This is a genomic window from Exiguobacterium sp. FSL W8-0210, assembly GCF_038006045.1.
GTDB lineage: Bacteria > Bacillota > Bacilli > Exiguobacteriales > Exiguobacteriaceae > Exiguobacterium_A.
The window spans coordinates 2,695,961-2,717,644 of the sequence record NZ_JBBOUK010000001.1 but is presented as its reverse complement, the minus strand read 5'-3'; the positions used below and the strand labels follow the sequence as shown (position 1 = coordinate 2,717,644).

Annotated in this window: 19 protein-coding genes and 1 pseudogene; 19 read left to right on the top strand and 1 reads right to left on the bottom strand. The window is 35.4% G+C overall.

From position 1 onward, the window contains the following. The first annotated feature begins 138 nt into the window (after positions 1–138). Complete coding sequence (locus MKY22_RS14085; protein ID WP_341089400.1) at positions 139–1,038, top strand: LCP family glycopolymer transferase; 900 nt, start codon at positions 139–141, stop codon at positions 1,036–1,038. A gap of 39 nt (positions 1,039–1,077) precedes the next feature. On the opposite strand, the gene MKY22_RS14080 is transcribed toward MKY22_RS14085, so the two are convergent. Then, complete coding sequence (locus tag MKY22_RS14080; protein WP_341089398.1) at positions 1,078–2,229, bottom strand: hypothetical protein; 1,152 nt, start codon at positions 2,227–2,229, stop codon at positions 1,078–1,080. Positions 2,230–2,425: 196 nt separating this feature from the next. Between MKY22_RS14080 and MKY22_RS14075 the strand changes: the two genes are divergently transcribed. The 18 genes and pseudogenes from MKY22_RS14075 to istA all read left to right on the top strand — a co-directional run bounded on the left by MKY22_RS14075 (position 2,426) and on the right by istA (position 21,683). After that, positions 2,426–3,157, top strand: coding sequence for a YveK family protein (locus tag MKY22_RS14075; RefSeq protein ID WP_341089396.1), 732 nt, complete (start codon positions 2,426–2,428; stop codon positions 3,155–3,157). Then, positions 3,150–3,845: a CpsD/CapB family tyrosine-protein kinase gene (locus MKY22_RS14070; RefSeq protein ID WP_174316649.1), complete on the top strand. Its 696-nt coding sequence runs from the start codon at positions 3,150–3,152 to the stop codon at positions 3,843–3,845. Before MKY22_RS14075 ends, MKY22_RS14070 begins: the two co-directional genes overlap by 8 nt. Positions 3,846–3,856: 11 nt before the next feature. Continuing rightward, entirely contained in the window at positions 3,857–4,621 is a 765-nt protein-coding gene (locus tag MKY22_RS14065; protein WP_312193485.1) for a tyrosine-protein phosphatase, read from the top strand. Positions 4,622–4,808: 187 nt separating this feature from the next. Further along, positions 4,809–5,693, top strand: a complete 885-nt coding sequence (galU, locus tag MKY22_RS14060) for a UTP--glucose-1-phosphate uridylyltransferase GalU (protein WP_312193505.1) — start codon at positions 4,809–4,811, stop codon at positions 5,691–5,693. Between the two features lie 102 nt (positions 5,694–5,795). Then, positions 5,796–6,461, top strand: coding sequence for a sugar transferase (locus tag MKY22_RS14055; protein WP_312193506.1), 666 nt, complete (start codon positions 5,796–5,798; stop codon positions 6,459–6,461). Between the two features lie 20 nt (positions 6,462–6,481). Further along, on the top strand, positions 6,482–7,426 hold the full coding sequence (gene fcl, locus MKY22_RS14050) for a GDP-L-fucose synthase (RefSeq protein WP_341089391.1): 945 nt from the start codon (positions 6,482–6,484) through the stop codon (positions 7,424–7,426). Positions 7,427–7,443: 17 nt separating this feature from the next. Next, complete coding sequence (gmd, locus tag MKY22_RS14045) at positions 7,444–8,523, top strand: GDP-mannose 4,6-dehydratase (protein ID WP_312193487.1); 1,080 nt, start codon at positions 7,444–7,446, stop codon at positions 8,521–8,523. A 233-nt stretch (positions 8,524–8,756) separates the two neighbouring features. Further along, positions 8,757–9,785: an O-antigen ligase family protein gene (locus MKY22_RS14040; RefSeq protein ID WP_341089389.1), complete on the top strand. Its 1,029-nt coding sequence runs from the start codon at positions 8,757–8,759 to the stop codon at positions 9,783–9,785. Next, positions 9,782–10,891, top strand: a complete 1,110-nt coding sequence (locus tag MKY22_RS14035; RefSeq protein WP_312193490.1) for a glycosyltransferase family 4 protein — start codon at positions 9,782–9,784, stop codon at positions 10,889–10,891. Before MKY22_RS14040 ends, MKY22_RS14035 begins: the two co-directional genes overlap by 4 nt. 3 nt (positions 10,892–10,894) lie before the next feature. Further along, positions 10,895–11,986, top strand: a complete 1,092-nt coding sequence (locus tag MKY22_RS14030; protein WP_312193491.1) for a glycosyltransferase family 4 protein — start codon at positions 10,895–10,897, stop codon at positions 11,984–11,986. Positions 11,987–12,000: 14 nt separating this feature from the next. Continuing rightward, positions 12,001–13,527, top strand: coding sequence for a murein biosynthesis integral membrane protein MurJ (murJ, locus tag MKY22_RS14025; RefSeq protein WP_312193492.1), 1,527 nt, complete (start codon positions 12,001–12,003; stop codon positions 13,525–13,527). Continuing rightward, positions 13,524–14,054 carry an acyltransferase gene (locus tag MKY22_RS14020; protein ID WP_312193494.1) on the top strand — a complete coding sequence of 177 codons (531 nt, stop codon included), beginning with the start codon at positions 13,524–13,526 and terminating at the stop codon, positions 14,052–14,054. The genes murJ and MKY22_RS14020 overlap by 4 nt, the downstream gene beginning before the upstream one ends. Continuing rightward, positions 14,051–15,298 carry a glycosyltransferase family 4 protein gene (locus tag MKY22_RS14015; protein WP_341089385.1) on the top strand — a complete coding sequence of 416 codons (1,248 nt, stop codon included), beginning with the start codon at positions 14,051–14,053 and terminating at the stop codon, positions 15,296–15,298. The genes MKY22_RS14020 and MKY22_RS14015 overlap by 4 nt, the downstream gene beginning before the upstream one ends. A gap of 23 nt (positions 15,299–15,321) precedes the next feature. Next, complete coding sequence (locus MKY22_RS14010; RefSeq protein WP_312193496.1) at positions 15,322–16,713, top strand: sugar phosphate nucleotidyltransferase; 1,392 nt, start codon at positions 15,322–15,324, stop codon at positions 16,711–16,713. A gap of 55 nt (positions 16,714–16,768) precedes the next feature. Then, entirely contained in the window at positions 16,769–17,842 is a 1,074-nt protein-coding gene (locus MKY22_RS14005) for a hypothetical protein (RefSeq protein WP_312193497.1), read from the top strand. 193 nt (positions 17,843–18,035) lie between these two features. After that, positions 18,036–18,995: a mannose-6-phosphate isomerase, class I gene (gene manA, locus MKY22_RS14000; RefSeq protein ID WP_312193498.1), complete on the top strand. Its 960-nt coding sequence runs from the start codon at positions 18,036–18,038 to the stop codon at positions 18,993–18,995. A gap of 21 nt (positions 18,996–19,016) precedes the next feature. Next, positions 19,017–20,096: pseudogene (locus MKY22_RS13995) on the top strand (phospho-sugar mutase); the annotation flags it as partial. 150 nt (positions 20,097–20,246) lie between these two features. Beyond that, on the top strand, positions 20,247–21,683 hold the full coding sequence (istA, locus tag MKY22_RS13990) for an IS21 family transposase (RefSeq protein WP_341088991.1): 1,437 nt from the start codon (positions 20,247–20,249) through the stop codon (positions 21,681–21,683). The last annotated feature ends 1 nt before the right edge of the window (position 21,684 follow it).

Here is a 21,684-nt window from a genome sequence, read left to right as displayed (position 1 = left end):
TTTTCCCGTTTTTGACAAATCACGCTTAAATTTCGTTATACTCGGACTGTAAGTCTTTTCATACACAACCGATATTAACGAGAAGCAAAACACAGAAGGGAATGGACGCAGTTGGAACGAGTCAAAAAAAGACGTAAGATGAAAAAACGCTGGACGCCACTGAAAATCATGCTATTGATTGCGCTTGTCCTCGTCGTCGGTGTCGGTGGATTCATCGGCTATACATATTATCAAGTCGACCAAACGGTCAAAAAAATTCAATCACCCGTCAAGAATACGGGAGACAAAGTCGTCGAAGAGCAAAAGCCGGTGTCGGTTCTGTTACTTGGTGTCGACCAACGTCCAGGCGAGCGCGGGCGTAGTGACTCAATCATGGTCATGACATTGAACCCGACACGAAATGAAAGTCGATTGATCAGTATTCCCCGGGACACGAAGGTTGATATCGTCGGAAAAGGAACAAATGATAAAATCAACCATGCCTATTCATTTGGTGGACCGGAGATGGCAATCAAGACAGTCGAAAAGTTTCTTAATATCCCAATTAACTACTATGCAGAAATCAACATGGAAGGGTTCACGTCCTTGGTTGATGCAGTCGGTGGTGTAACGGTTTATAATGATTTAGACTTTACGAGTGCTGGTACACATTTTTCTGTTGGGAAAATCAATTTAACAGGAGCAGATGCTCTTAAATACACGCGGATGCGTTACGAAGATCCACGTGGTGACTTCGGTCGACAAATGCGTCAACGTCAAGTCATCGAGCAAGTAGTAGGTAAATTATCTTCAGATGTGTCGATTAGTAACTTCAATGCGATCATGGACGTCGTCGGGAAGAACGCTCAAACGAACGTTTCGTTCAAACCGATGCGGACGCTAGCCTTTGATTATATGGACGCTTTCCGTAACCAAAAGAACTTAAAGCTTGAAGGAACAGGTGGAAAAGAGGGTGACGGCATTTACTACTGGCATCCGACAGATGATTCACTGAAAGAAACACAGACAGCATTGCGGTATTCACTTGATATGGAATGATAAAAAGCACCGAATCCACGAGGATTTGGTGCTTTTCGTTTAAAACGATTGTTCAGCTAGGCGAATGCGGCTAACCTTACCTTCTTTTTCAAAGCGTTGCAGTCGATACGAGTTACTCGTGATGAGTCCCGTTGTTTCCGTTTCGAGTTGAAGCGGAGCAAGCGAAGCGAGTTGTGCGTTCGTGATATCCGTGTTCGTCCAATCAATTGCAATGACGCGGTCATCTTTTAAAACAAAGAAATGATCACCATAAAATACATAATCATGTAATTCATCTTCGAATGTCCGATCAGCTTGTCCATAAAGACTATTCAACTCTGTACTTGTTTTACCGATAAGGTCAATGAGTGTACCTGTGACGAAGCTTGTATCGAGTTGATCGTTCACCCAAGTTAAGAGTGTTTCGTCAGCAAGTGGTTCACCTTCCAAACGTTTCGTTGTATCAGATGTTTTAATGAATCCTGTTAAGTCATCGGATAGTTCTACTTCTGTGATACCGTCTTTCTTCTCGACAATCCGGTATCCGTCGCCAAAGTCAGCTTCGTAGAGTAACGTTGTCATCGATTCTTCTTGATAGATATTGCTCGAACGCGTTTTGACATACAGTACATCATCGACAGGAGAAGCAGTTTCTGTTGCTTTAGGTTTTTGTTCTTTTGTTTTCTCGACGGTGACCGGTTTTTCGACTGTTGCTTTAGGTGTCGTATCTGCCGAATGAGCGAAGTATGTCGAGTAGACGTATGTTCCACCGGCACCAAGCAAGAAACAAAGAATCAATAGTGCAATCCAGCCCCATGGAACTGATTTTTTTGCACCAGCATGTGGAATATCCTTCTCTTTTTTACGACGTTTGGATTCGGGTTCCCGATGACTTCGTGAGAGTGTAGGAATTACTTCTTCCTCTTCATCTGGAAGCGGACCATCTTCATCTAGTAGAGGACGAGCAACGAGCGTACCATAAAAATCAGCGAGAACGGGGTGATGTTTTCCACCGAGATATGCTTCCCATTCCGCCGCAGTCACCGTATCTTCTTCGTAGGGAATGAGCGGTGGTTGACCCGTGATACGAATCATCGTATCGGTGAGGGATTCCGTCGAAGCAAGACTTGAACGGATCCGTTCATGCAGCCGAGAAATATCCTCAGCCGAGTGAGAGGTATAAAATTGTAAGGCTTGAAGCGAGCGGTGCATAAAAAATCCTCCTATGTCTGATTGCAGGAATGAATGTAAAATTGGAACAATTCATATTTTATTATACGCAATGTTTTTCAAAAAACGTATGATATTTCCTAAAAAAACATCAACCATTTCCCAAAAATTTGTTATACTAACTTTTAGTTGTGTTAGAAAACGTTGAATTAGACAAATAAAGGAGAATAATTAAACCATGAATGAAACGATTAGCTTGCAGGAATTATTTTCAATTTTACGTAAATCGTTTTGGCGAATTCTAGCGCTAACGATTGTAGCGTCCTTGATTTCGTTTGCGGTCAGTAGCTTTTTAATTAAACCGACGTATCAGGCAGGAACGCAAATCCTTGTCACACCGAAGAAACAAGAAAACAACATCATTGATGCACAACAAGTCCAGTCATCGGTGACGCTCGTTAATACATATCGTGTCATTATTAAAAGTCCAGCCATCTTAGAAAAGGTTCAGAAAGAAGTATCGAATGCCCCGTCAAGTATATCTGTACTTAATAATATGATCACAGTCGAAAGTGAACAGAACTCTCAGGTCATTAATGTATCTGTTCAAAGTAAAGATGCAGCACTCGCTTCAGACATTGCGAACTCTGTTGCGAATGTATTTAGTGAAGATATTCCTAAGTTGATGAATGTCGATAACGTCAAAGTGTTATCAGTTTCAGGTATTCCAACATCACCCGTCAGTCCGAACGTTATCTTAAATACAGCGATTGCTGCAGTAGTAGGTTTCTTATTAGGTGTCGGTCTCGCTTTCTTACGTGAAGTACTCGATCGCCGCATTCGTACAGAAGAACAAGTCCAACAAATCCTTGATCTACCGGTCCTCGGTAGTATTCCAGATATCGACAGTAAAGTATTCAAGTCTTCATCAAAAACAGCCAAACGAGAGGCGGTCAAACAATATGGCTAAGAAAAGTAAAATGAATAAAGACGCACGGAAGTTGATTACAGTGACACAACCAAAATCACCCGTTGCTGAACAATATCGGACGATTCGAACGAATATTGAATTCATGGCTGTCGATCGTGAGATTCAGGCCATTCTTGTTACATCTGCTACGCAAGGGGAAGGGAAGTCAACGACTTCGTCCAATCTTGCAGTCGCTTACGCGCAACAAGGAAAAAAAGTCTTGATCATTGATACGGATATGCGGCGTCCAACAGTACACTACACGTTTAAAGTTGCGAACGGCTTAGGTCTATCTAGTCTTTTAACGCGTCAAGCAGAAAAAGAAAAGGCAATTTTACCGACAAAGGTTGATAACTTATCCATTTTAACAGCAGGTCCGATTCCACCGAACCCAGCAGAGTTATTATCGTCACGCGCGATGGAGCACCTTGTATCACAACTACGAGCAGACTTTGATGTGATTATCTTCGATGCACCACCATTGCTACAAGTAGCAGACAGTCGCATTACATCGAAGCTCACGGATGGTGTCGTACTCGTCGTCGGCTGTACGACGTCAGATCGTCAACGTGTCTTAAAAGCAAAAGAACAACTTGATCTCGCTGAAGCAAAAATCCTTGGCGTCGTCTTGAACCGTCGTGAACTGACAGATGATTCAGCATATCAATACTACTATTCTTATGAGTGAGGGACATTCACATGGTTGATATCCATTGTCATATCTTGCCGCTCGTCGATGACGGTCCGTCTAGTGTCGAGCACGCGTTACAGTTAGCAGAACAAGCTGCTACCGAGGGAGTATCACGGATCATCGCGACACCACATCTCTATCATCCGCAATTCGAGACAGAAGACGTCGACGTACAATTGACAGTGAATGAGTTCAACGTGTTATTGAAACAACGTGGTATTCCAATCACTGTCTATCCAGGACATGAGATTCGTTTGATTGGTGAGTTGATGGAAGCCATAGAAGCAGGGCAAGCGTTGACGTTGAATGAGTCGCGCTACATCTTGATTGAGTTTCCGTCGAGCGGGATTCCATCGTACGCGCGTCAAGTATTCGCTGAATTGATTTCAGATGGCTACATTCCGATTGTTGCGCATCCAGAAAAGAACAAGGCAATTATTCAAAATCCGTCCCTATTATTTGAATTGATTTCGAATGGTGCGATCAGTCAAGTCACTTGTGCTAGTTTAGTTGGAAAGTACGGTAAGGATGTGCAGCGCTTTGCGCTGGCTCTGTTAGAAAATGCACAAGCACATCTCATCGCTAGTGATGCGCACCATATCGAGAAACGTCCGTTTTACTGGAAGCAATGTGAACGAGTGCTTGAAAAAAAATTAGAAGACTGGTTGATTGATGAAATTTATGAAAACAATGAAGCAGTTTTATTAAATCAGTTAATTACGATTAACCCTCCAAACCCAATTGAAAAGAATTGGAAAGGGCAATGGGTATAACATTTTTTGTTAAGGTAAGGAAAAGAGAGTGAAATCGCACTCTCTTTTTTCTATGTTAACGCTTACATTATGAAAATATGGAAAACAATATAGAAAAATCCATCTTTTATGTGTTATCTTAATTTACATAAAGAATGGAACTTTAGTTATATATTTCATTAAAATTATTGAATGGAGAATGATGATGATAAAAGTTAAAAAAGCTGTCATTCCGGCAGCGGGGCTTGGGACACGTTTCTTACCAGCTACTAAGGCGATGCCGAAAGAAATGCTACCGATTGTAGATAAACCGACGATTCAATACATTATCGAGGAAGCGATTGAATCGGGAATTGAAGATATTTTAATTATTACTGGAAAAGGTAAACGATCCATTGAAGATCATTTTGATTCCGTACCAGAGCTAGAAGCGAATCTGATTTCAAAGAATAAATCAGAATTACTTTACTTAGTCGAAGAGACAACGAAGATTAACATTCATTTCATTCGTCAATCGAAGCCGAAAGGTCTTGGGGATGCAATTCTTCAAGCAAAAGCATTTGTTGGTAACGAACCATTCGTCGTTATGCTCGGGGATGATATCGTTCAAGCAGACGTACCTTGTACACGACAATTGATTGAGCAGTATGAAATCACGAATAGTTCGATTATCGGTGTACAGCCAGTACCAGAAAAGGATACGAATCGTTACGGAATCGTTGATCCAAGTACAAGCATCTCAGCGCAGTTACATAAAGTAAAATCATTCGTTGAAAAGCCAGCACCGGGAACTGCTCCATCAAACTTAGCGATTTTAGGACGTTATCTATTAACGCCAGAAATCTTTAAATATCTAGAAACGCAAGATGTTGGTTCTGGTGGTGAGATTCAATTAACAGACGCGATTACACGACTTAATGAAATGCAACGGGTCTTTGCTTATGAATTTGATGGGAAGCGCTATGATGTTGGAGAAAAATTAGGATTCATTCGTACAACACTTGAGTTTGCATTAAATCGTGAAGATTTGGGTGAGGAAGTTCGGGAAATGATGTACGAACTATTACAAGAGAAGCTTTCATTAGCTGAATAATCATTTGGAGGGATAAGTGTGAATGATTCGTCCTTGATTAAAGAAGAAACTGCTATTACAACGCTTGAAAATCCAGACTCTGGTATCGCAAATGTTGAAAATATTCAATACAGTGAAGTTCCAGATACGTTTGTCGTCACACCTGTTTCACTTGACGAATCTAAATACTATTTAGTATTGAAGCGTGTATTTGATATTATCTGCTCATTTTTAGGAATACTCGTTTTATCACCGTTACTCATCATTCTTGCAATCATCATTAAAATGGAAGATCGTAAAGCCTCGATCTTCTTTGCACAAGATCGAGTAGGATTGAATGGAAAGAGATTTCGGATGTATAAATTCCGATCGATGGTATCTGATGCGGAAGAACGATTAAATAATCTGTTAGAGCATAATGAGATTGCAGGAGCGATGTTTAAAATGTCGAACGATCCACGTGTAACGAAAGTGGGTCGTTTTATCCGGAAAACAAGTCTTGATGAACTTCCTCAACTATGGAATGTATTGTTAGGTGATATGTCGTTAGTAGGTCCAAGACCACCTTTACCAAGGGAGGTCGCCGAGTATACTTCATATGATTTACAGCGATTAAGCGTGACTCCAGGATGTACTGGATTGTGGCAAGTAAGTGGTAGAAGTAATATTGGATTCAAAGAGATGGTAGATTTGGACATTTTATATATTAAGTCACGCACATTTATGATGGATCTTAAAATCATCATTAAAACAGTCGGTGTGATGATTGGTTCAAAAGACGCCTATTAAACGTAAAGGACGACATACTTATGAATAAAAATTCGAAAATTTACATTGCAGGACATCGTGGTTTAGTTGGTTCTGCTATTCATCGGAAATTGATGAAAGATGGTTATACGAACTTAGTCGTACGGGCGAGCAAAGAGCTTGATTTACGCGATAAAGGACAAGTGGACAGTTTCTTTAAAGAAGAAAAGCCGGAATTTGTCTTCGTTGCAGCGGCTAAAGTAGGGGGGATCGTTGCCAATAATGAATTCCCTGCGGACTTCATCCGCGACAATTTAATGATTCAAACGAACGTGATTGATGCTTCGTATCGAAATCAGGTTGAAAAATTATTGTTCCTCGGCAGTACTTGTATATATCCTAAATTAGCACCGCAACCATTAAAAGAAGAGTATTTATTAACTGGTCCACTTGAACCGACAAATGATGCTTACGCATTAGCGAAGATTGCTGGAATCAAAATGTGTCAATCCTACAATAAACAATATGGAACAAATTACATTTCAGCGATGCCAACAAACTTGTACGGTGAAAATGATAATTTCGATCTTCAATCTTCTCACGTCATGCCAGCTTTGATTCGGAAGTTCCATGAAGCGAAATTATCGAACCAATCGTCAGTTGAAGTATGGGGAACGGGTACACCGAAGCGTGAGTTTCTCTATTCAGATGATTTAGCAGATGCCTGTGTGTACTTAATGAATCATTACAATGAAGATGACATCATTAACATTGGAGTGGGAGAAGACGTATCAATTAAAGAACTCGCTGAAACGGTGCAACGTGTGGTTGGCTTCGAAGGTGAATTGAAATTTGATACGACAAAGCCAGATGGAACACCTCGCAAACTAGTTGATACGACGAAAATCAATCAACTGGGCTGGACAGCTAAGGTAGAGTTAGAAGACGGAATTTGTAAAGCATATGATTGGTTCTTAAATAATACAGATAAATTAGAAAAAGTTTAATTCAAGGAGCGAAAAACATGAAAAAAGCATTAATCACAGGTGTTACAGGTCAAGATGGATCGTACTTAGCAGAATTTTTACTCGGAATGGACTATGAAGTGCACGGTGTCATTCGTCGTAGCTCGTCTTATAACCAGGAGCGACTAGAAGACGTTATGAACGAGAATGAAGCGGAGTCAATGTACAATAATGAAAACTTCCACCTTCATTATGGAGATATTACAGATACATCAAACGTCATTCGATTGATCAGCGAAATCAAACCAGATGAAATTTACAACCTAGCAGCACAATCGCATGTCCGCGTATCATTTGACGTACCAGAATACACAGCTGACGTCGATGCTGTCGGGACGTTACGGATCCTAGAAGCAGTTAAAATTCTTGGTCTCACTGAAACGACACGAATTTATCAAGCATCAACTTCAGAGCTTTACGGAAAAGTGCAAGAAGTTCCACAATCGGAGACAACACCATTCTATCCACGTTCACCATACGGTGTTGCAAAGATGTATGGTTTCTGGATCACGAAGAACTACCGTGAATCCTACAACATGTTTGCTGTAAACGGAATTCTTTTTAACCATGAATCAGAACGTCGGGGTGAAACATTTGTAACTCGTAAAATCACATTAGCAGCAGCACGTATTGCACAAGGCAAACAGAAGGAATTAAAACTAGGTAACCTCGATTCTTTACGCGACTGGGGATACGCGAAAGACTATGTTGAATGTATGTGGTTAATGTTACAACATGATAAGCCAGAAGACTTCGTCATTGCAACGGGTGAAATGCATTCAGTTCGTGAATTTGTTGAACTTGCATTCAAATATGCAGGTATTGAAGTAGAATGGTCCGGTACAGGAGTGGAAGAGAAAGGTTATAACAGAGCAACAAAAGAATTAATTGTTTCAGTAGATCCGAAATTTTTCCGTCCAGCAGAAGTGGAACAATTACTCGGTACACCAGAAAAAGCTAAAAATATTTTAGGATGGAATCCATCTAAAACATCATTTGAGGAACTCATAAAAATTATGGTTCAACATGATTTAAATAAAGTAGAGAAAGAATTTGAAAAAACAAAGATGTTTGATTAAATCAAACATCTTTGTTTTCAACAAATACAAAAATTAATGGAGAGAAAATGAAAAATAAGATATTGATTATTTTGAATGGATTATTATTTTTAGCGTTTTATTTTGCATATCAGAAAGAAAATCAATTCGCATTCATATTAAATTTAAAATACATAATATTTATGATTATATGTATATATATATTGGTTTTTTATAAAGTACAAAAACAAAAAATCCTAATTCAAATTATATACATGTTATTGGCTATAACTTTTTGTGTAATACCTATAATTGGGTTGATAAATTTTTCTAATATCCAAATATTTTATAATATGGCTTTGTATTTTATTTATATATTATATTTGTATTTAATGACATGTGTAGTTACACAAGAAAATTTAGTTAGTAAGCTAATCACACTATTTTTCTATATAACTCTAATTTATTTAGTTTATTTAATTTTTTCAACACAAATTTCTCTATTTAATATTTCAGATATAAAAAATGCTTTTAATTTAGATGATCGAATAAGACAAGATTTTGGATTAAAGCACGCAAACACTGCTGGACTCATAGGATTCGTAGGAATATTGCTTTGTACTTATAAAATGTATTTTGATAATAAAAAAAATTTTTTAGTATATTTATTAGGCATTGTAGTTCCAATAATTATTATTTTGAATTCTGGTAGTAGAACCGCGTTAACTGGAGTATTAATTTTTTGGATGGTACTGATATACAAGCATTATAAAAAAAATTTAAGAACACGCTTTAAAAACGTTTATTTTATTCTTTTATGGATTAGTTTACTTTTTTCTATATTTACTTATTTGATTTATAGTAATTTAAACTATTCAATTATTTTAGAAAATAGTAATAGATACTATGGATGGGTAAATACATTTGATTATATAAATCAATTCAACAATATTATAGTAGGAACTGGTTTTGTAAATATTAGCTATTTTTATGATAATATCAATACAATTATAATAACTGACAATTGGTATATATATACATATATGACTTTGGGGTTATTAGGGATAATTGTAATGGTTATATTATTAATATCACTTTTTATATACTTTATTAAAGACTTTCGAAAAAACAAAGATAAAAATGTTATTAAAATGAATATATATGTATATTCTATATTTGTTAGTTGTATGTACTATGCTATTTTCGAGATAACTTTAATGGTACCTAGTGAAATAATTAGCCTGTTACTTTGGTTATTAATAGGTTTTTATATAGCAAATTCAAAAAAGGGGATAGTTTCTTGAGAATCGCAATCGTTACGAATATTCGATCGCCTTATAGAAAGCTACAAATCGAAGATTTTCAAAAAAATACTCATCATGATATTACCGTAGCATATATTGACAACAACATAATAGGGCGGAAATGGAATGTTGAAAAAATCGAGAATGTTGATGAGAAAAAATTAAGCTATATAAAGAAACAACATGATAATATTAATACTTTTCAATTATTGAAAAACAACGACATTATTTTTATAGGGGGATATGAAAGAATAAAATATATGCTCTTATCATTACTATGCAAAGTATTAAAAAAACCCTATGTTCTAATATACGATGGGATTGATCCAACTAAGATAAGTAAAAAAGATAGTTTTTATAAATATGTGATAAAAAAATTCGTTATTTCAAACGCTTCAATTATTTTAGGGAACGGGATTGTTTCAAAAAAATTATTTACTGAAAAATTTTCATATGATAAGGATAAAATTATAAATCAATATTTAAGTATTGATAACGAAAAAATTTTTAGTTTAGGAAATTCATCTGAAAATTTTAGAAATGAGATAAGAAATAAGTATAATATCTCTGCTGAAAATATTGTTTTAATCTATAGTGGCAGATTGATTTCAAGAAAAAATGTTGAACATATTTTATATTCAATGAAAAGTATAGGGCATTCTAAATTTACTTTATTAGTAATGGGTGATGGGGAAGAAAAAGAAAAGTTAATGAACCTCGCAAAAAAATTAGCAGTTGATATAATTATCACCGGATTTATTTCAGATCAAGAAAAACTATTCGAGCATTACTTCGCAGGTGACATATTTATTTTGCCTTCGAGTGACGAACCATGGGGTCTTGTAGTAAACGAAGCAATGGCTGCGGGTTTACCAGTTATAGTAACAGAAAAGTGTGGTTCTTCATTAGATCTTGTGAAAGGTAATGGATATGTATACAAAGAAGGAGATATTAATGCCCTTACAAATATTCTGAAAGATATCGATGAGAATAATTTATATACTCAACTTGGTAAAGCATCAAAAGAAATTATAAAAAATTGGAGCTTTACTCAGTCAACAAGAAGTTATGGAAAAGTTATAGAAACTATAAATAAAAGGGACTAAAACATGAACATACTAGTTAATTCAATTGCTTTGAGTAATAGAGGCTCTTATACGTTAGTCAAGTCATTTGTACATGAATTGACTAATAAACAAGAAGATCTAAAAAAAAAGAACATTAAAGTATTTTTTGTAACGCGATTAGAAGAATTTAAAAAATATGAAAATGAAAACCTTAAGATAATTATTTTTAAAGGAAATTTATTGAAAAGACTTTTTAAGGAGTCAAGATTTCTGAAAGAAATTTGTGTTGATAATAATATACAAAGTTATTTTTCTATGCAAAACATCGGGAATTTAAATATTGATATTCCTCAATATGTTTTATTACATCAAGGGTTAATTTTTGAAAAAGTAAATTTAAAGTTAATTGAAATAAAAAACATACTTAAATACCAATTATTGATGAGGAAAATCATTGAATACCAAGTAAAGAAAAATAAAATAACGAAATTTTTTGTACAAACTGACTGGATGAAAGAAGAAGCAGAGAATAGATTTGGAATTAAGTCAGTAATTGTACGCCCAGAAATAAAAGAAAGCTGGAATATTTCTTCTAAAGAAAACGATAGAAGCTTAATTTTAGAAGAACAAAAAATAGAATTAGATAAAAATACTAAAATTTTATTTTATCCAACAAATAGAGAAAAATATAAAAAAAATGAAATTTTAATTAGTGCTATAAAAAAAATTGGTGAGAGTAAAGATATAAAAAATAAGGTACATTTGATAATCACAATTGATGGTAAAAGTGATGAATATGTAACCTTTGCAAATAACATTCCTTATGAAAAAATCGGAAGATACTATAACGGTTCAGATGCGTTAATTTTTCCATCTAAAATTGAATCTTTAGGATTACCTATCCTTGAAGCTCAAATATTTGGTTTAGACTTAATACTCTCATCCTCAAAATATTCAAAAGAATTAGTTCAACCAGAAACAAATGCTTTTTTCTTTGATTCTGATTATGAAGATGAAATTGTGAGTGTAATTAATAAGTGGCAGACTAAGCAAGTTTCTAGTACAGAAAAGTGGATAAATAACAAAAAATTAAAAACAAAATACATTGATTATATTTTTGAAATGATAGAATAAAAAGGCTGATTGATATGAAAACAAAAAAAATAAGTCTCAGTATTTTATTTATGATTTTATTAACATTACTGAGTAAAATCACTGGATTTTCCAGAGAAATAGCTATTGCTTATACTTATGGATCTAATGAGTATACAGACGCTTTCTTTTTATCTACTTCCGTACCATTATTGATTTTTTCAGGATTTACGATTGCATTATCTAGCGTGTTTATTCCAATCTATTCAAAAATAAATATCGAAAAAGGTCAAAAAGAAGCTTTAAACTACACAAATAATCTATTACTAATATTAGTTTCTTTTTCTATGATTTTGAGCGTAATCACAATTATTTATTCTGAAAATATTATAGATATTATTTCTCCAGGTCTTAGTATAAAAAGTAAAGAAATTTCTAATGGATACTTAAAAATACTGTTAATCTCATTTGGTTTCTTCATGATTACTGCAGTATTTTCTAGCTACCTTCAAGTAATAAATAAGCCATTATTGACAGTATCTTCAATGATACCTTCTAATTTATTACTCGTATTCACCATTTTAGTTTATCAACCTAATTTAAAGGTAATCGTTTTCATTTCATTAATTGGTTTCTTATTACAATCTTTTATTTTATATTACTTTTCAACAAAAAATCATTTTAAAATAAAATTAGTAAATCATTTTTTTGAAAATGAAGATGAAAAAAAATATATTAAAATTACTTTAGTGTCTATGATTCCTATGTTTATTTCTACATCTTTTCAAAACATCAACTTGTTTGTTGATAGATATTTGGCATCTACATTTCCCATTGGTAGTATTACAGCTATCAATTATGCAGATCGACTAAATGGATTTGTTTTTGGAATTGTTGCTACCTCTATTGCAACTGTTGTTTTTCCGATCTTATCTAGAAGTAGTATTGAAAATAGAAGAGTATTTGATAAAACAATAACTAATTCAATGAAAATTGTAGCAATTTTGACTGCTCCAATATCAATTATTGTTTTTTTTCATAGTGATTTTATCATACTTACATTACTTCAAAGAGGCTCTCTTACAGTTGAGGATGCTAAAACTATAGCATTACTATTAAAGTGTTATTCAATTGGAATGATTTTTTTAGGTTTTCGTGAAATATTAAATCGTGTATTTTTTGCGTTGAATGATACAAAAACACCTTTTATAAACGGTTTTTTTACAATTATATTTAATATCATATTCAGTGTAATTTTATCAAGCTATTACGGATTATCTGGAATAATTCTTGCTACTAGTATAGCTTCGATTTTTACAACGATACTATTATTATTTAGTCTTAACAAAAAACATAATATAAGGTTAGGATCATATATATATATAGAATTAACTAAAATTATCGGGATTAATTTACTTTTTTTGTTAGTTATACAAAAAATTTTAATGTTTATATTTGATGTTGAAAAAAATCTTATTACTTTCGTTCTTTATATAGTAATTTACATGACTATAACTATATTATGCTTTTTTAAATTTAAAATTATTAATAAGACAGATATTGTGAAAGGAACAGTAGAATGAAATTAAAAAAATTGAAACTATTATTTTCTTTATATATCATTAATAAGTTATCTTTTTGTAGATTGTTTGAGTTGAAAAGAAGATTATTAATTTTTTCAGGTATAGAATGTGGTGAAAATATCTCTATATCAGGAAAGATATTTATATTGTCTACTAATTTGAAGATTGGAAATAACGTATGGATTGGCGACAACTTGAGGATTTACAATTCAAGTCCTTCTTTTGTAACAATTGAAGATAATGTAGACATTGCACCTTGTTGTAAAATCTGCACAGGTACCCACGAAATTGGTTTAAAAGATAGAAGAGCCGGTAAAGGCTATCTAGCTAATATAACTATTGGTACTGGAAGTTGGATTGGTATAAATTCTACTATAATTGCTGGTGTAAAAATCGCTTCAAACACAATCGTTGGAGCTGGAAGCGTAGTCGTTAAGAATGTTCCTTCTGATACTCTAGTGGCAGGTATTCCTGCTGTTGTTAAGAAAAAATTAGCAGATATTGAAGGTGGGAAAGAAATAATATGAGAAAAATAGTATTTGTAATTAATTATTTTCATCCTGACTATGCATCAACTGGTCAATTAATGACCGAACTTTGTATGCACCTTAAAGAAGATTTCGAAATTACTGTAATTGCAGCACAACCAGGATATAGTGAAGAAACTTTTAAAGAAAAAGGTAAAAAGAAAATCGAAATTGAGTACTGGAATGGGATGAAAATCATTCGTGTACAGTTACCAAAAGTAAACAAGCGATCGAAGCTAAGCCGAATGAAATATATTATACAATATTTCATGCTAGCCAATATTGCATTGTTAAAAGAAAAAAATGTAGATTTGATATATACAATTTCACAACCACCTGTACTAGGTGGTTTAATAGGAACAATTGGTAAGCTATTAAAAAGTTCAAAGCATGTCTACAATATTCAAGACTTTAATCCAGAACAAGCTGCAGCTGTAAACTATACTGGCGGAACAGTATATAAGATTGCTAAAAAAATTGATCAACTAAATTGTCTTTATTCTGATCATATTATTTTAGTTGGAAATGATATGAAACAAACATTAGAGAATCGTTTTGGAAAAAATCATCAGCTCAGCCATAGTGTAATAAATAATTGGACGGATGAAAATGAAATTGTTCCTCTATCTAAAAAAAATCCGCATGTATTATCATTTTTAAAAAAGCATCATCTCGAGGGTAAGTTCATTATTATGTATTCTGGAAACTTAGGTTTATACTATGATCTGGAAAACTTAATTAAAGTTTCTTCGGAGTTAAGGCATTTTTCAGATATTCATTTTTTATACATTGGTGAAGGTGCGTCAAAAAAAGAAATGCAAGATTACGTATTAAAACATAACTTGGAAAACGTTACTTTTTTACCGTACCAACCCAAAGAATTTATTAAGTATTCTTTAAATGTGGCAAATGTCCACCTTGTAGTAAATCAAAAAGGTATAAAAGGAGTTTCAGTTCCAAGTAAGATTTATGGAGTTATGGCTGCAGGAAAACCTATTTTGGGAGTTCTTGAAAAAGGTAGCGAAGCGGAATTTTTAATTTCAACAAGTCACTCTGGATTAGTTTCAGAACCACAAGATTACATGCAATTTGTTGAGAATATCAAAGATATTTACGATATGAAATGCGAAGAACGGCACGAAATGGGGATGCGTGGTCGTCAATATCTTGATTTATATTTGAGAAAAGAACTATCACTAAATAAATATAAAGAAACTTTAACTACTATTATCAATAGTCAATAAAGATAGAAATGAGGACGTAGTATATGAAACTTGTTCTGTTATCAGGAGGATCTGGTAAACGCCTATGGCCCCTTTCGAACGATACACGTTCGAAACAATTTTTGAAAGTTCTTGAAAGCCATAATTTACAGGAACAGTCAATGGTACAACGTGTATGGGGTCAACTTGAAGCTACAGGTTTATCGGATGATGCAATGGTTGCAACTTCAAAAATGCAACGAGATATGATTCATACTCAAATTGGAGAAAACGTCCCTTTGATCATCGAACCTGAGCGCCGTGATACATATCCAGCAATTGCTTTAGCTGCAAGTCATTTGTACTCTGTTCAAAACGTAGATAAAGACGAAGTTGTAGTCGTGCTACCAGTTGATCCTTATGTCGATGATCAGTTTTTCGAACAAGTTAAAGTATTAGAAGAAAAACTGATTTCTTCAAAAGCTGATTTAGCTCTTATCGGTGTAAAACCAACGTATCCTTCTTCAAAATATGGTTACATGGTTCCTAAAGCATCTACTAAAACATTGAATGAGTATATTGAAGTTCAACAGTTCACAGAAAAACCTCCCGAAAAAAAAGCAAAGACATTGATTGAAGATGGTGCGCTCTGGAACTGTGGCGTATTTGCTTTTCGTTTAGGATATCTACTTCAAACACTTGAAGTAAATCGATTGCCTTTAGATTATCAAGAATTACTCGACATTTATGCGACGTTACCTAAAATTAGTTTTGATTACGCAGTGGTTGAAAATACAAACAATATCATCGCCATTCCTTACGATGGATATTGGAAAGATCTTGGGACTTGGAATACTTTGACAGAAGAGATGGCGACTTCTCAAATTGGTAAAGGTATTATTTCAAAAGATAGTACGAATACACATCTTATTAATGAACTTGATATTCCTGTAACAGTCATTGGAGTGAAAAATCTAGTCATTGCAGCTAGCCCTGATGGAATTCTAGTATCCGAAAAAGAGGCTAGTCCAAAAATCAAAGATTATATTGGGCAATATGATCAACCACCAATGTATGAAGAACGCATGTGGGGGTGGACACGAACACTTGATTATGCAAAATACAATGAACAAAAAGAAATGGTCACAAAACGTATTTGTATTTATGCTGGACGTAATTCTTCTTATCATCGTCATATTTTAAGAGATGAAGTTTGGACGATTGTTCGAGGTGAGGGAGATTTGGCAGTAGACGGTCGAATTACTCGAGTCAAAGCTGGAGATATCGTTCATTTACCGGCTGGCAAAGAACACGGTATTTACGCACTGTCTGAATTAGAGTTTATTGAGGTACAGACTGGTCTTGAGATTACAGAAGAGGATTTTGTACGTATTTATTATAAATGGTCGGATGTACTTTCGTGCTTTAATCAATCTGACTCGCGTGTGATTTATTAATTGTTTGTTCAGGGAGAGAATTAACACTTCTCTCCTATTTTGTTTGGAGGAAAAAATGAATATTGCTTATTATATTTCAGATTACGGATATGGTCATGCTACTCGTAGTATTGCAATCATTCGAGAATTATTGAAAAAAAACTCAAAGATAACGATTACTATTTGTCATAGTTTTGCTAGCAAGTTATTAATGAATTCTTTTGATGACAAGCGAATAAAATTTCGAGCCGTACCTACAGATATTGGATATATTTTAAATTCAGATACTCTAGAACTGGATTCTGAGAAAATGAATGAAATGTATGAAGAATATTTATCTTCACGTCCTCAAAAAATCAAAGATGAAATGGATTTTTTGAAGCAAAACCATATAGCTTGTGTCATAACAGATATATACGCAAATGCGATCGAAGCGGCAGATGTATTAAATATTCTAAGCATTGGGATATCAAATTTCTTATGGAGCGATGTGTATGAAAACATAATTGAAGAGTCAAAACTGAGAGTCATGAAAAATGCATATAAGAAAATGAGTCATTATCTTCCATTAGAGGGGAACATTAATTCAACAAAAACTTACGGTTATTTTTCTCGTGCAATTAATATGCGAGACGTAAGAAGAATAAAAGATGAACTAAATGCTACTTCAAAAAATACAATCATATTTTTTGGGCTCGGAATGAAAATTGATCACAGTTACCAATTTAGTAATAAGTCTCCTATATGGTCAACTAAAGGTTGTAAATTTATTGTGTCTTCACATATAGATATTGATCATCCAAATGTTTACAAGATACCAGTTACTTATACTGAAACACAGAATTATATAGCTGCCTCTGATTTTACTATTACTAAGCCAGGATGGAGTACAGTCAGTGAAGCAATTTGTGGTGAAAGTAGAATAATACTTATAAATCGGACTTCCCTCATCGAAGATCAAGCTACTATAAAAAAACTAGAAACAGAAAACTACTGTAAAGTGTTTTCGGTAGAAGACCTTTCAAAATTAATTTTCAATTCAACTCTCATAAATTATTTAAAGGAAATGATTCGACTTAAGCCGATTAATAAAGAACTCGACTACTTAATCGATGATTTAGAAGAAATTTTAAAATACATTTATAAATAATATTTTTATTTAGTTGAGTAATATAAGTATAGGTTTGAGTGAAATATCAGCGTTAAAAATATCTTTTAGCCATACAGAGAAAATGAAGCAAAAAAATTATGGAGCGCTGAAGTACCTTCTGTCAGAAAGTCCTTCAAACTGCTTGTGACTATCAGATGAGAAATTATTAATATATTATACATAAGGAGAAGACATGATACTAAAATTAGAACCTATTTTTCAAGAACGTATTTGGGGAAGTCAACGACTTAAAGAAGAGTTTAATTATGAAATTCCTCACGGTACGATCGGTGAGTGTTGGGGAATTTCGGCGCATCAAAATGGCGAAAACACAATTATTAATGGCACTTATTCGGGTCATACATTATCTGAACTCTGGGCAAACCATCGTCAAGAACTATTTGGTGATTTCACTCATGAGACATTTCCTCTACTCGTTAAAATACTGGATGCTAAAGATGATTTGTCTGTACAAGTTCATCCGAATGATGAACAAGCGTACAGTTTAGAAGGAGAACGATTTGGTAAAACGGAATGTTGGTATGTACTTGATGCTGATCCGGGATCTGAACTCATTCTTGGACATACTGCTCAGACCAAATCAGAGCTAGAAACTGCAGTTGCTAACGAAAAATGGTCTGATTTGCTCAAAAGACAACCCGTCAAGAAAGGTGATTTTGTTTTTGTCGAAAGTGGAACGATTCACGCAATTGGCAAGGGAATCATGATTCTTGAGACGCAACAATCTTGTGATACTACATATCGTGTATACGATTTTGATCGAACGGATGATAAGGGGAATAAACGAGAACTTCATTTAGAGAAAGCACTTGCTGTGACAACGGTTCCTAATATCCCGGTGCTTGCGCAACCATCTGAACAATTAGTTCATGCGGGAATGATTCGTACGCTTGTTCAATCACCCGAGTTTGACGTGTATCATCATCGCGTAAATGAAGGATATGTGTACCCAAAACGAACTCACTTTTCGTTAATGACAATTATTGAAGGGTCAGGAATTCTTCAAACTGATGAAGCGTCATTAGAAGTAACTAAAGGTGATCATTTAATCGTTACTAAAAAGACGAGTAACATCATTGTTACTTCAGGGCAAATGGAATGGATTACAAGTGAAGTCGGTCATAAACAGTGACTAAATGTTATGGAGGACAATATGAATTATCTTGAAAAGGCACAACAATGGAATACATATAACCATCTTGATTCTGAATTGAAAGCAGAATTGGATTCTATTTTAAATCAGACATCAGAATTAGAAGAGCGCTTTTATAAATCGTTAGAGTTCGGAACAGGTGGGATGCGTGGTGAGCTAGGAGTCGGTACAAATCGCTTGAATATCTACACTGTTCGTAAAGCAATCGACGGACTTGCCCGTTATATTGTTGAACAAGGCGAAGAAGCAATGAAACGTGGAGTAGTCGTTGCGTATGATTCGCGTCACAAATCAGCAGAGTTTGCGATGGAAATTGCTCAAGTACTAGGACATTATAATATCAAATCGTATGTTTTCGACGCGCTACGTCCGACGCCAGAGTTATCTTTCTCAATTCGCTATCTGAATACATTTTCAGGGATTGTTATCACCGCAAGTCATAATCCGCCTGAATACAATGGAATTAAGATTTATGCAGAAGATGGTGGTCAAATGCCGCTTGAAATGGCGGATGTCATTACTTCGTACATCAACCAAATTGAAAACGAATTAACGATTCCGTTTGTGGAGTACGAAACGCTTTTGAAAACCGGTTTGTTGCAAATGATTGGTGACGAGTTTGATCGAGCATATCTAGCTGCACTGGACACACTTCAATTGCGAAAAGTTACAAAGGCAAATATGAAAATCGTATTTACGCCACTTCACGGAACGGCGCATCATCTTGTTCCAGAAGGGCTAAAGCGATTTGGTTTTGAAAATGTCATTTTGGTAACAGAGCAGATGACTCCAGATCCAGAATTCTCGACCGTCGATTCGCCGAATCCAGAAGAACGTGCGGCCTTTGAATATGCGATTCGTTATGGAAAAGAGCACGATGCGGATTTATTACTCGCAACTGATCCAGATGCAGATCGACTTGGTGTTGCTGTGAAGAACGCTAAAGGACAATATGAAGTCTTAACAGGAAATCAAGCGGGCGCACTAATGCTACACTACATTTTGGAGCAGAAAAAGCGAGCAGGAAGTCTTCCTATGGATGGTGCTGTCTTAAAAACAATCGTTACTTCTGAGATTGGTGTGTAATGCAGAATAGGAGTGCAGACTTGTGCGACGGAAACGTACACAGTTCTGCACTCCTTTTGCGAAAAAAGAAAAGGACTTGCCAGCACCCACAACTTCATCCTAACGTTTAAGTTGCGAAACAAGAACGTTAAGGAGATGAAAGGAATGCTAACAATGTCCGAAATCAATTGTATCAAATTTTTAAGGAACCATAAATCCTATTCCATCAATAAAATCGCGAAAGATCTTAACCTGAACTGGCGAACTGCTAAAAAATATGCCGATGAGTCTTTTCTACCAAAAGAAAGTTCTTCTTCCAAGCGAGGCATGATGTATGGCACCCGTTGGGGCGAGATGATTGAGGACTGGCTACAGGAAGATGCGATGATGAAAAAGAAACAACGGCGAACCAATAAAAAACTATATGAGACCTTATGTACATATGGATTTGAAGGGTCCTACCGGACCGTCTGTCAATTTATAAAAGAATGGCGACTAGGTCGCGATGTAGAAAACGATAGTCGATTCGAACGATTGGCCCACCCTCCCGGAGAAGCACAAGTAGATTTTGGTGTCATGGAAGTCGTGAAGGATAGTCATGCGGTCGATGTGCATTGCTTGATCCTATCCATGCCATATAGCAATCGAACAGCTGCGGTTGCATTACCAGCAGAGAACCAGGAATGTTTCCTGACCGGATTGAAGAGACTGTTCGAAGAAATCGGAGGCGTGCCGCAACAATTACGAATCGACAATCTCCCGGCAGCTGTCGCTAAAGTACGGACAACAAAAGAAGAAGCCGTTTATACGGATGCCTTTCAGCAATTCGTGGCGCACTATGGTTTCCAGGTTCAAAGCTGTAATCCGTACAGTGGGAATGAGAAAGGAAGCGTCGAAAACAAGGTCGGCTATGTCCGTTACAACTTCCTAGTTCCTTCTCCTATCATGAATGACTTCGAGTCGTTGAATCGGCGCCTCGCATCATCCCTCAGGGATGACATGGAACGTATCCATTACGAAAAGAAAGTACGGATCAAAGATCTCGTTGTGGAAGAGCAGAAGCACCTCCTTCGACTGCCGGAAGAAGATTTTCCAGTGTTTAGAGAGGAACTCTTGAAGGTGAACAAATATGGAGAAGTGACCATCGATCAAACAAAGATTCTCGTTCCATCGGGTTCCCGACATGGACAAGTGAGAGCAATCCTAAAATGGGACGATATGAAAATCATTTCTCGTCATGGAGAAATCCTGTACGAAGAAAAACGACCTTATATGATGACGAAACGGGCGTTACCTTGGGAAAGCATTCTCAACGAATGGTACAAAAAGCCACGTAGTTATGGTCATTCACGTCACGCGGAGTACCTCCCTGGACGAATTCGAGAGTATCTGAACATCCAAAATCTGATGATACGTAGAGAAAGACTGGGATGGCTACGGTCTAGATTAGTCCTGCATTCAATCACTGAAATCGATGAACGATTGTATGAGCTACTGAGCCAAAGCGATGCCTATTCTGACATCGAAGAGCACCCCTACGATGTCGACTGGAGCAAGTATGACAGTTTGAATCGACCGTGGCAGAGTGAGGTGCAGTCGTGAA

What these genes read in the sequence shown, in the direction of transcription:
- MKY22_RS14085 (WP_341089400.1), top strand. Translation starts at nt 139, where the DNA reads ATGAAAAAACGCTGGACGCCACTGAAAATCATGCTATTGATTGCGCTT.
- MKY22_RS14080 (WP_341089398.1), bottom strand. Translation starts at nt 2,229, where the DNA reads ATGCACCGCTCGCTTCAAGCCTTACAATTTTATACCTCTCACTCGGCT.
- MKY22_RS14075 (WP_341089396.1), top strand. Translation starts at nt 2,426, where the DNA reads ATGAATGAAACGATTAGCTTGCAGGAATTATTTTCAATTTTACGTAAA.
- MKY22_RS14070 (WP_174316649.1), top strand. Translation starts at nt 3,150, where the DNA reads ATGGCTAAGAAAAGTAAAATGAATAAAGACGCACGGAAGTTGATTACA.
- MKY22_RS14065 (WP_312193485.1), top strand. Translation starts at nt 3,857, where the DNA reads ATGGTTGATATCCATTGTCATATCTTGCCGCTCGTCGATGACGGTCCG.
- fcl (WP_341089391.1), top strand. Translation starts at nt 6,482, where the DNA reads ATGAATAAAAATTCGAAAATTTACATTGCAGGACATCGTGGTTTAGTT.
- gmd (WP_312193487.1), top strand. Translation starts at nt 7,444, where the DNA reads ATGAAAAAAGCATTAATCACAGGTGTTACAGGTCAAGATGGATCGTAC.
- MKY22_RS14040 (WP_341089389.1), top strand. Translation starts at nt 8,757, where the DNA reads ATGTTATTGGCTATAACTTTTTGTGTAATACCTATAATTGGGTTGATA.
- MKY22_RS14030 (WP_312193491.1), top strand. Translation starts at nt 10,895, where the DNA reads ATGAACATACTAGTTAATTCAATTGCTTTGAGTAATAGAGGCTCTTAT.
- murJ (WP_312193492.1), top strand. Translation starts at nt 12,001, where the DNA reads ATGAAAACAAAAAAAATAAGTCTCAGTATTTTATTTATGATTTTATTA.
- MKY22_RS14020 (WP_312193494.1), top strand. Translation starts at nt 13,524, where the DNA reads ATGAAATTAAAAAAATTGAAACTATTATTTTCTTTATATATCATTAAT.
- MKY22_RS14015 (WP_341089385.1), top strand. Translation starts at nt 14,051, where the DNA reads ATGAGAAAAATAGTATTTGTAATTAATTATTTTCATCCTGACTATGCA.
- MKY22_RS14010 (WP_312193496.1), top strand. Translation starts at nt 15,322, where the DNA reads ATGAAACTTGTTCTGTTATCAGGAGGATCTGGTAAACGCCTATGGCCC.
- MKY22_RS14005 (WP_312193497.1), top strand. Translation starts at nt 16,769, where the DNA reads ATGAATATTGCTTATTATATTTCAGATTACGGATATGGTCATGCTACT.
- manA (WP_312193498.1), top strand. Translation starts at nt 18,036, where the DNA reads ATGATACTAAAATTAGAACCTATTTTTCAAGAACGTATTTGGGGAAGT.
- istA (WP_341088991.1), top strand. Translation starts at nt 20,247, where the DNA reads ATGCTAACAATGTCCGAAATCAATTGTATCAAATTTTTAAGGAACCAT.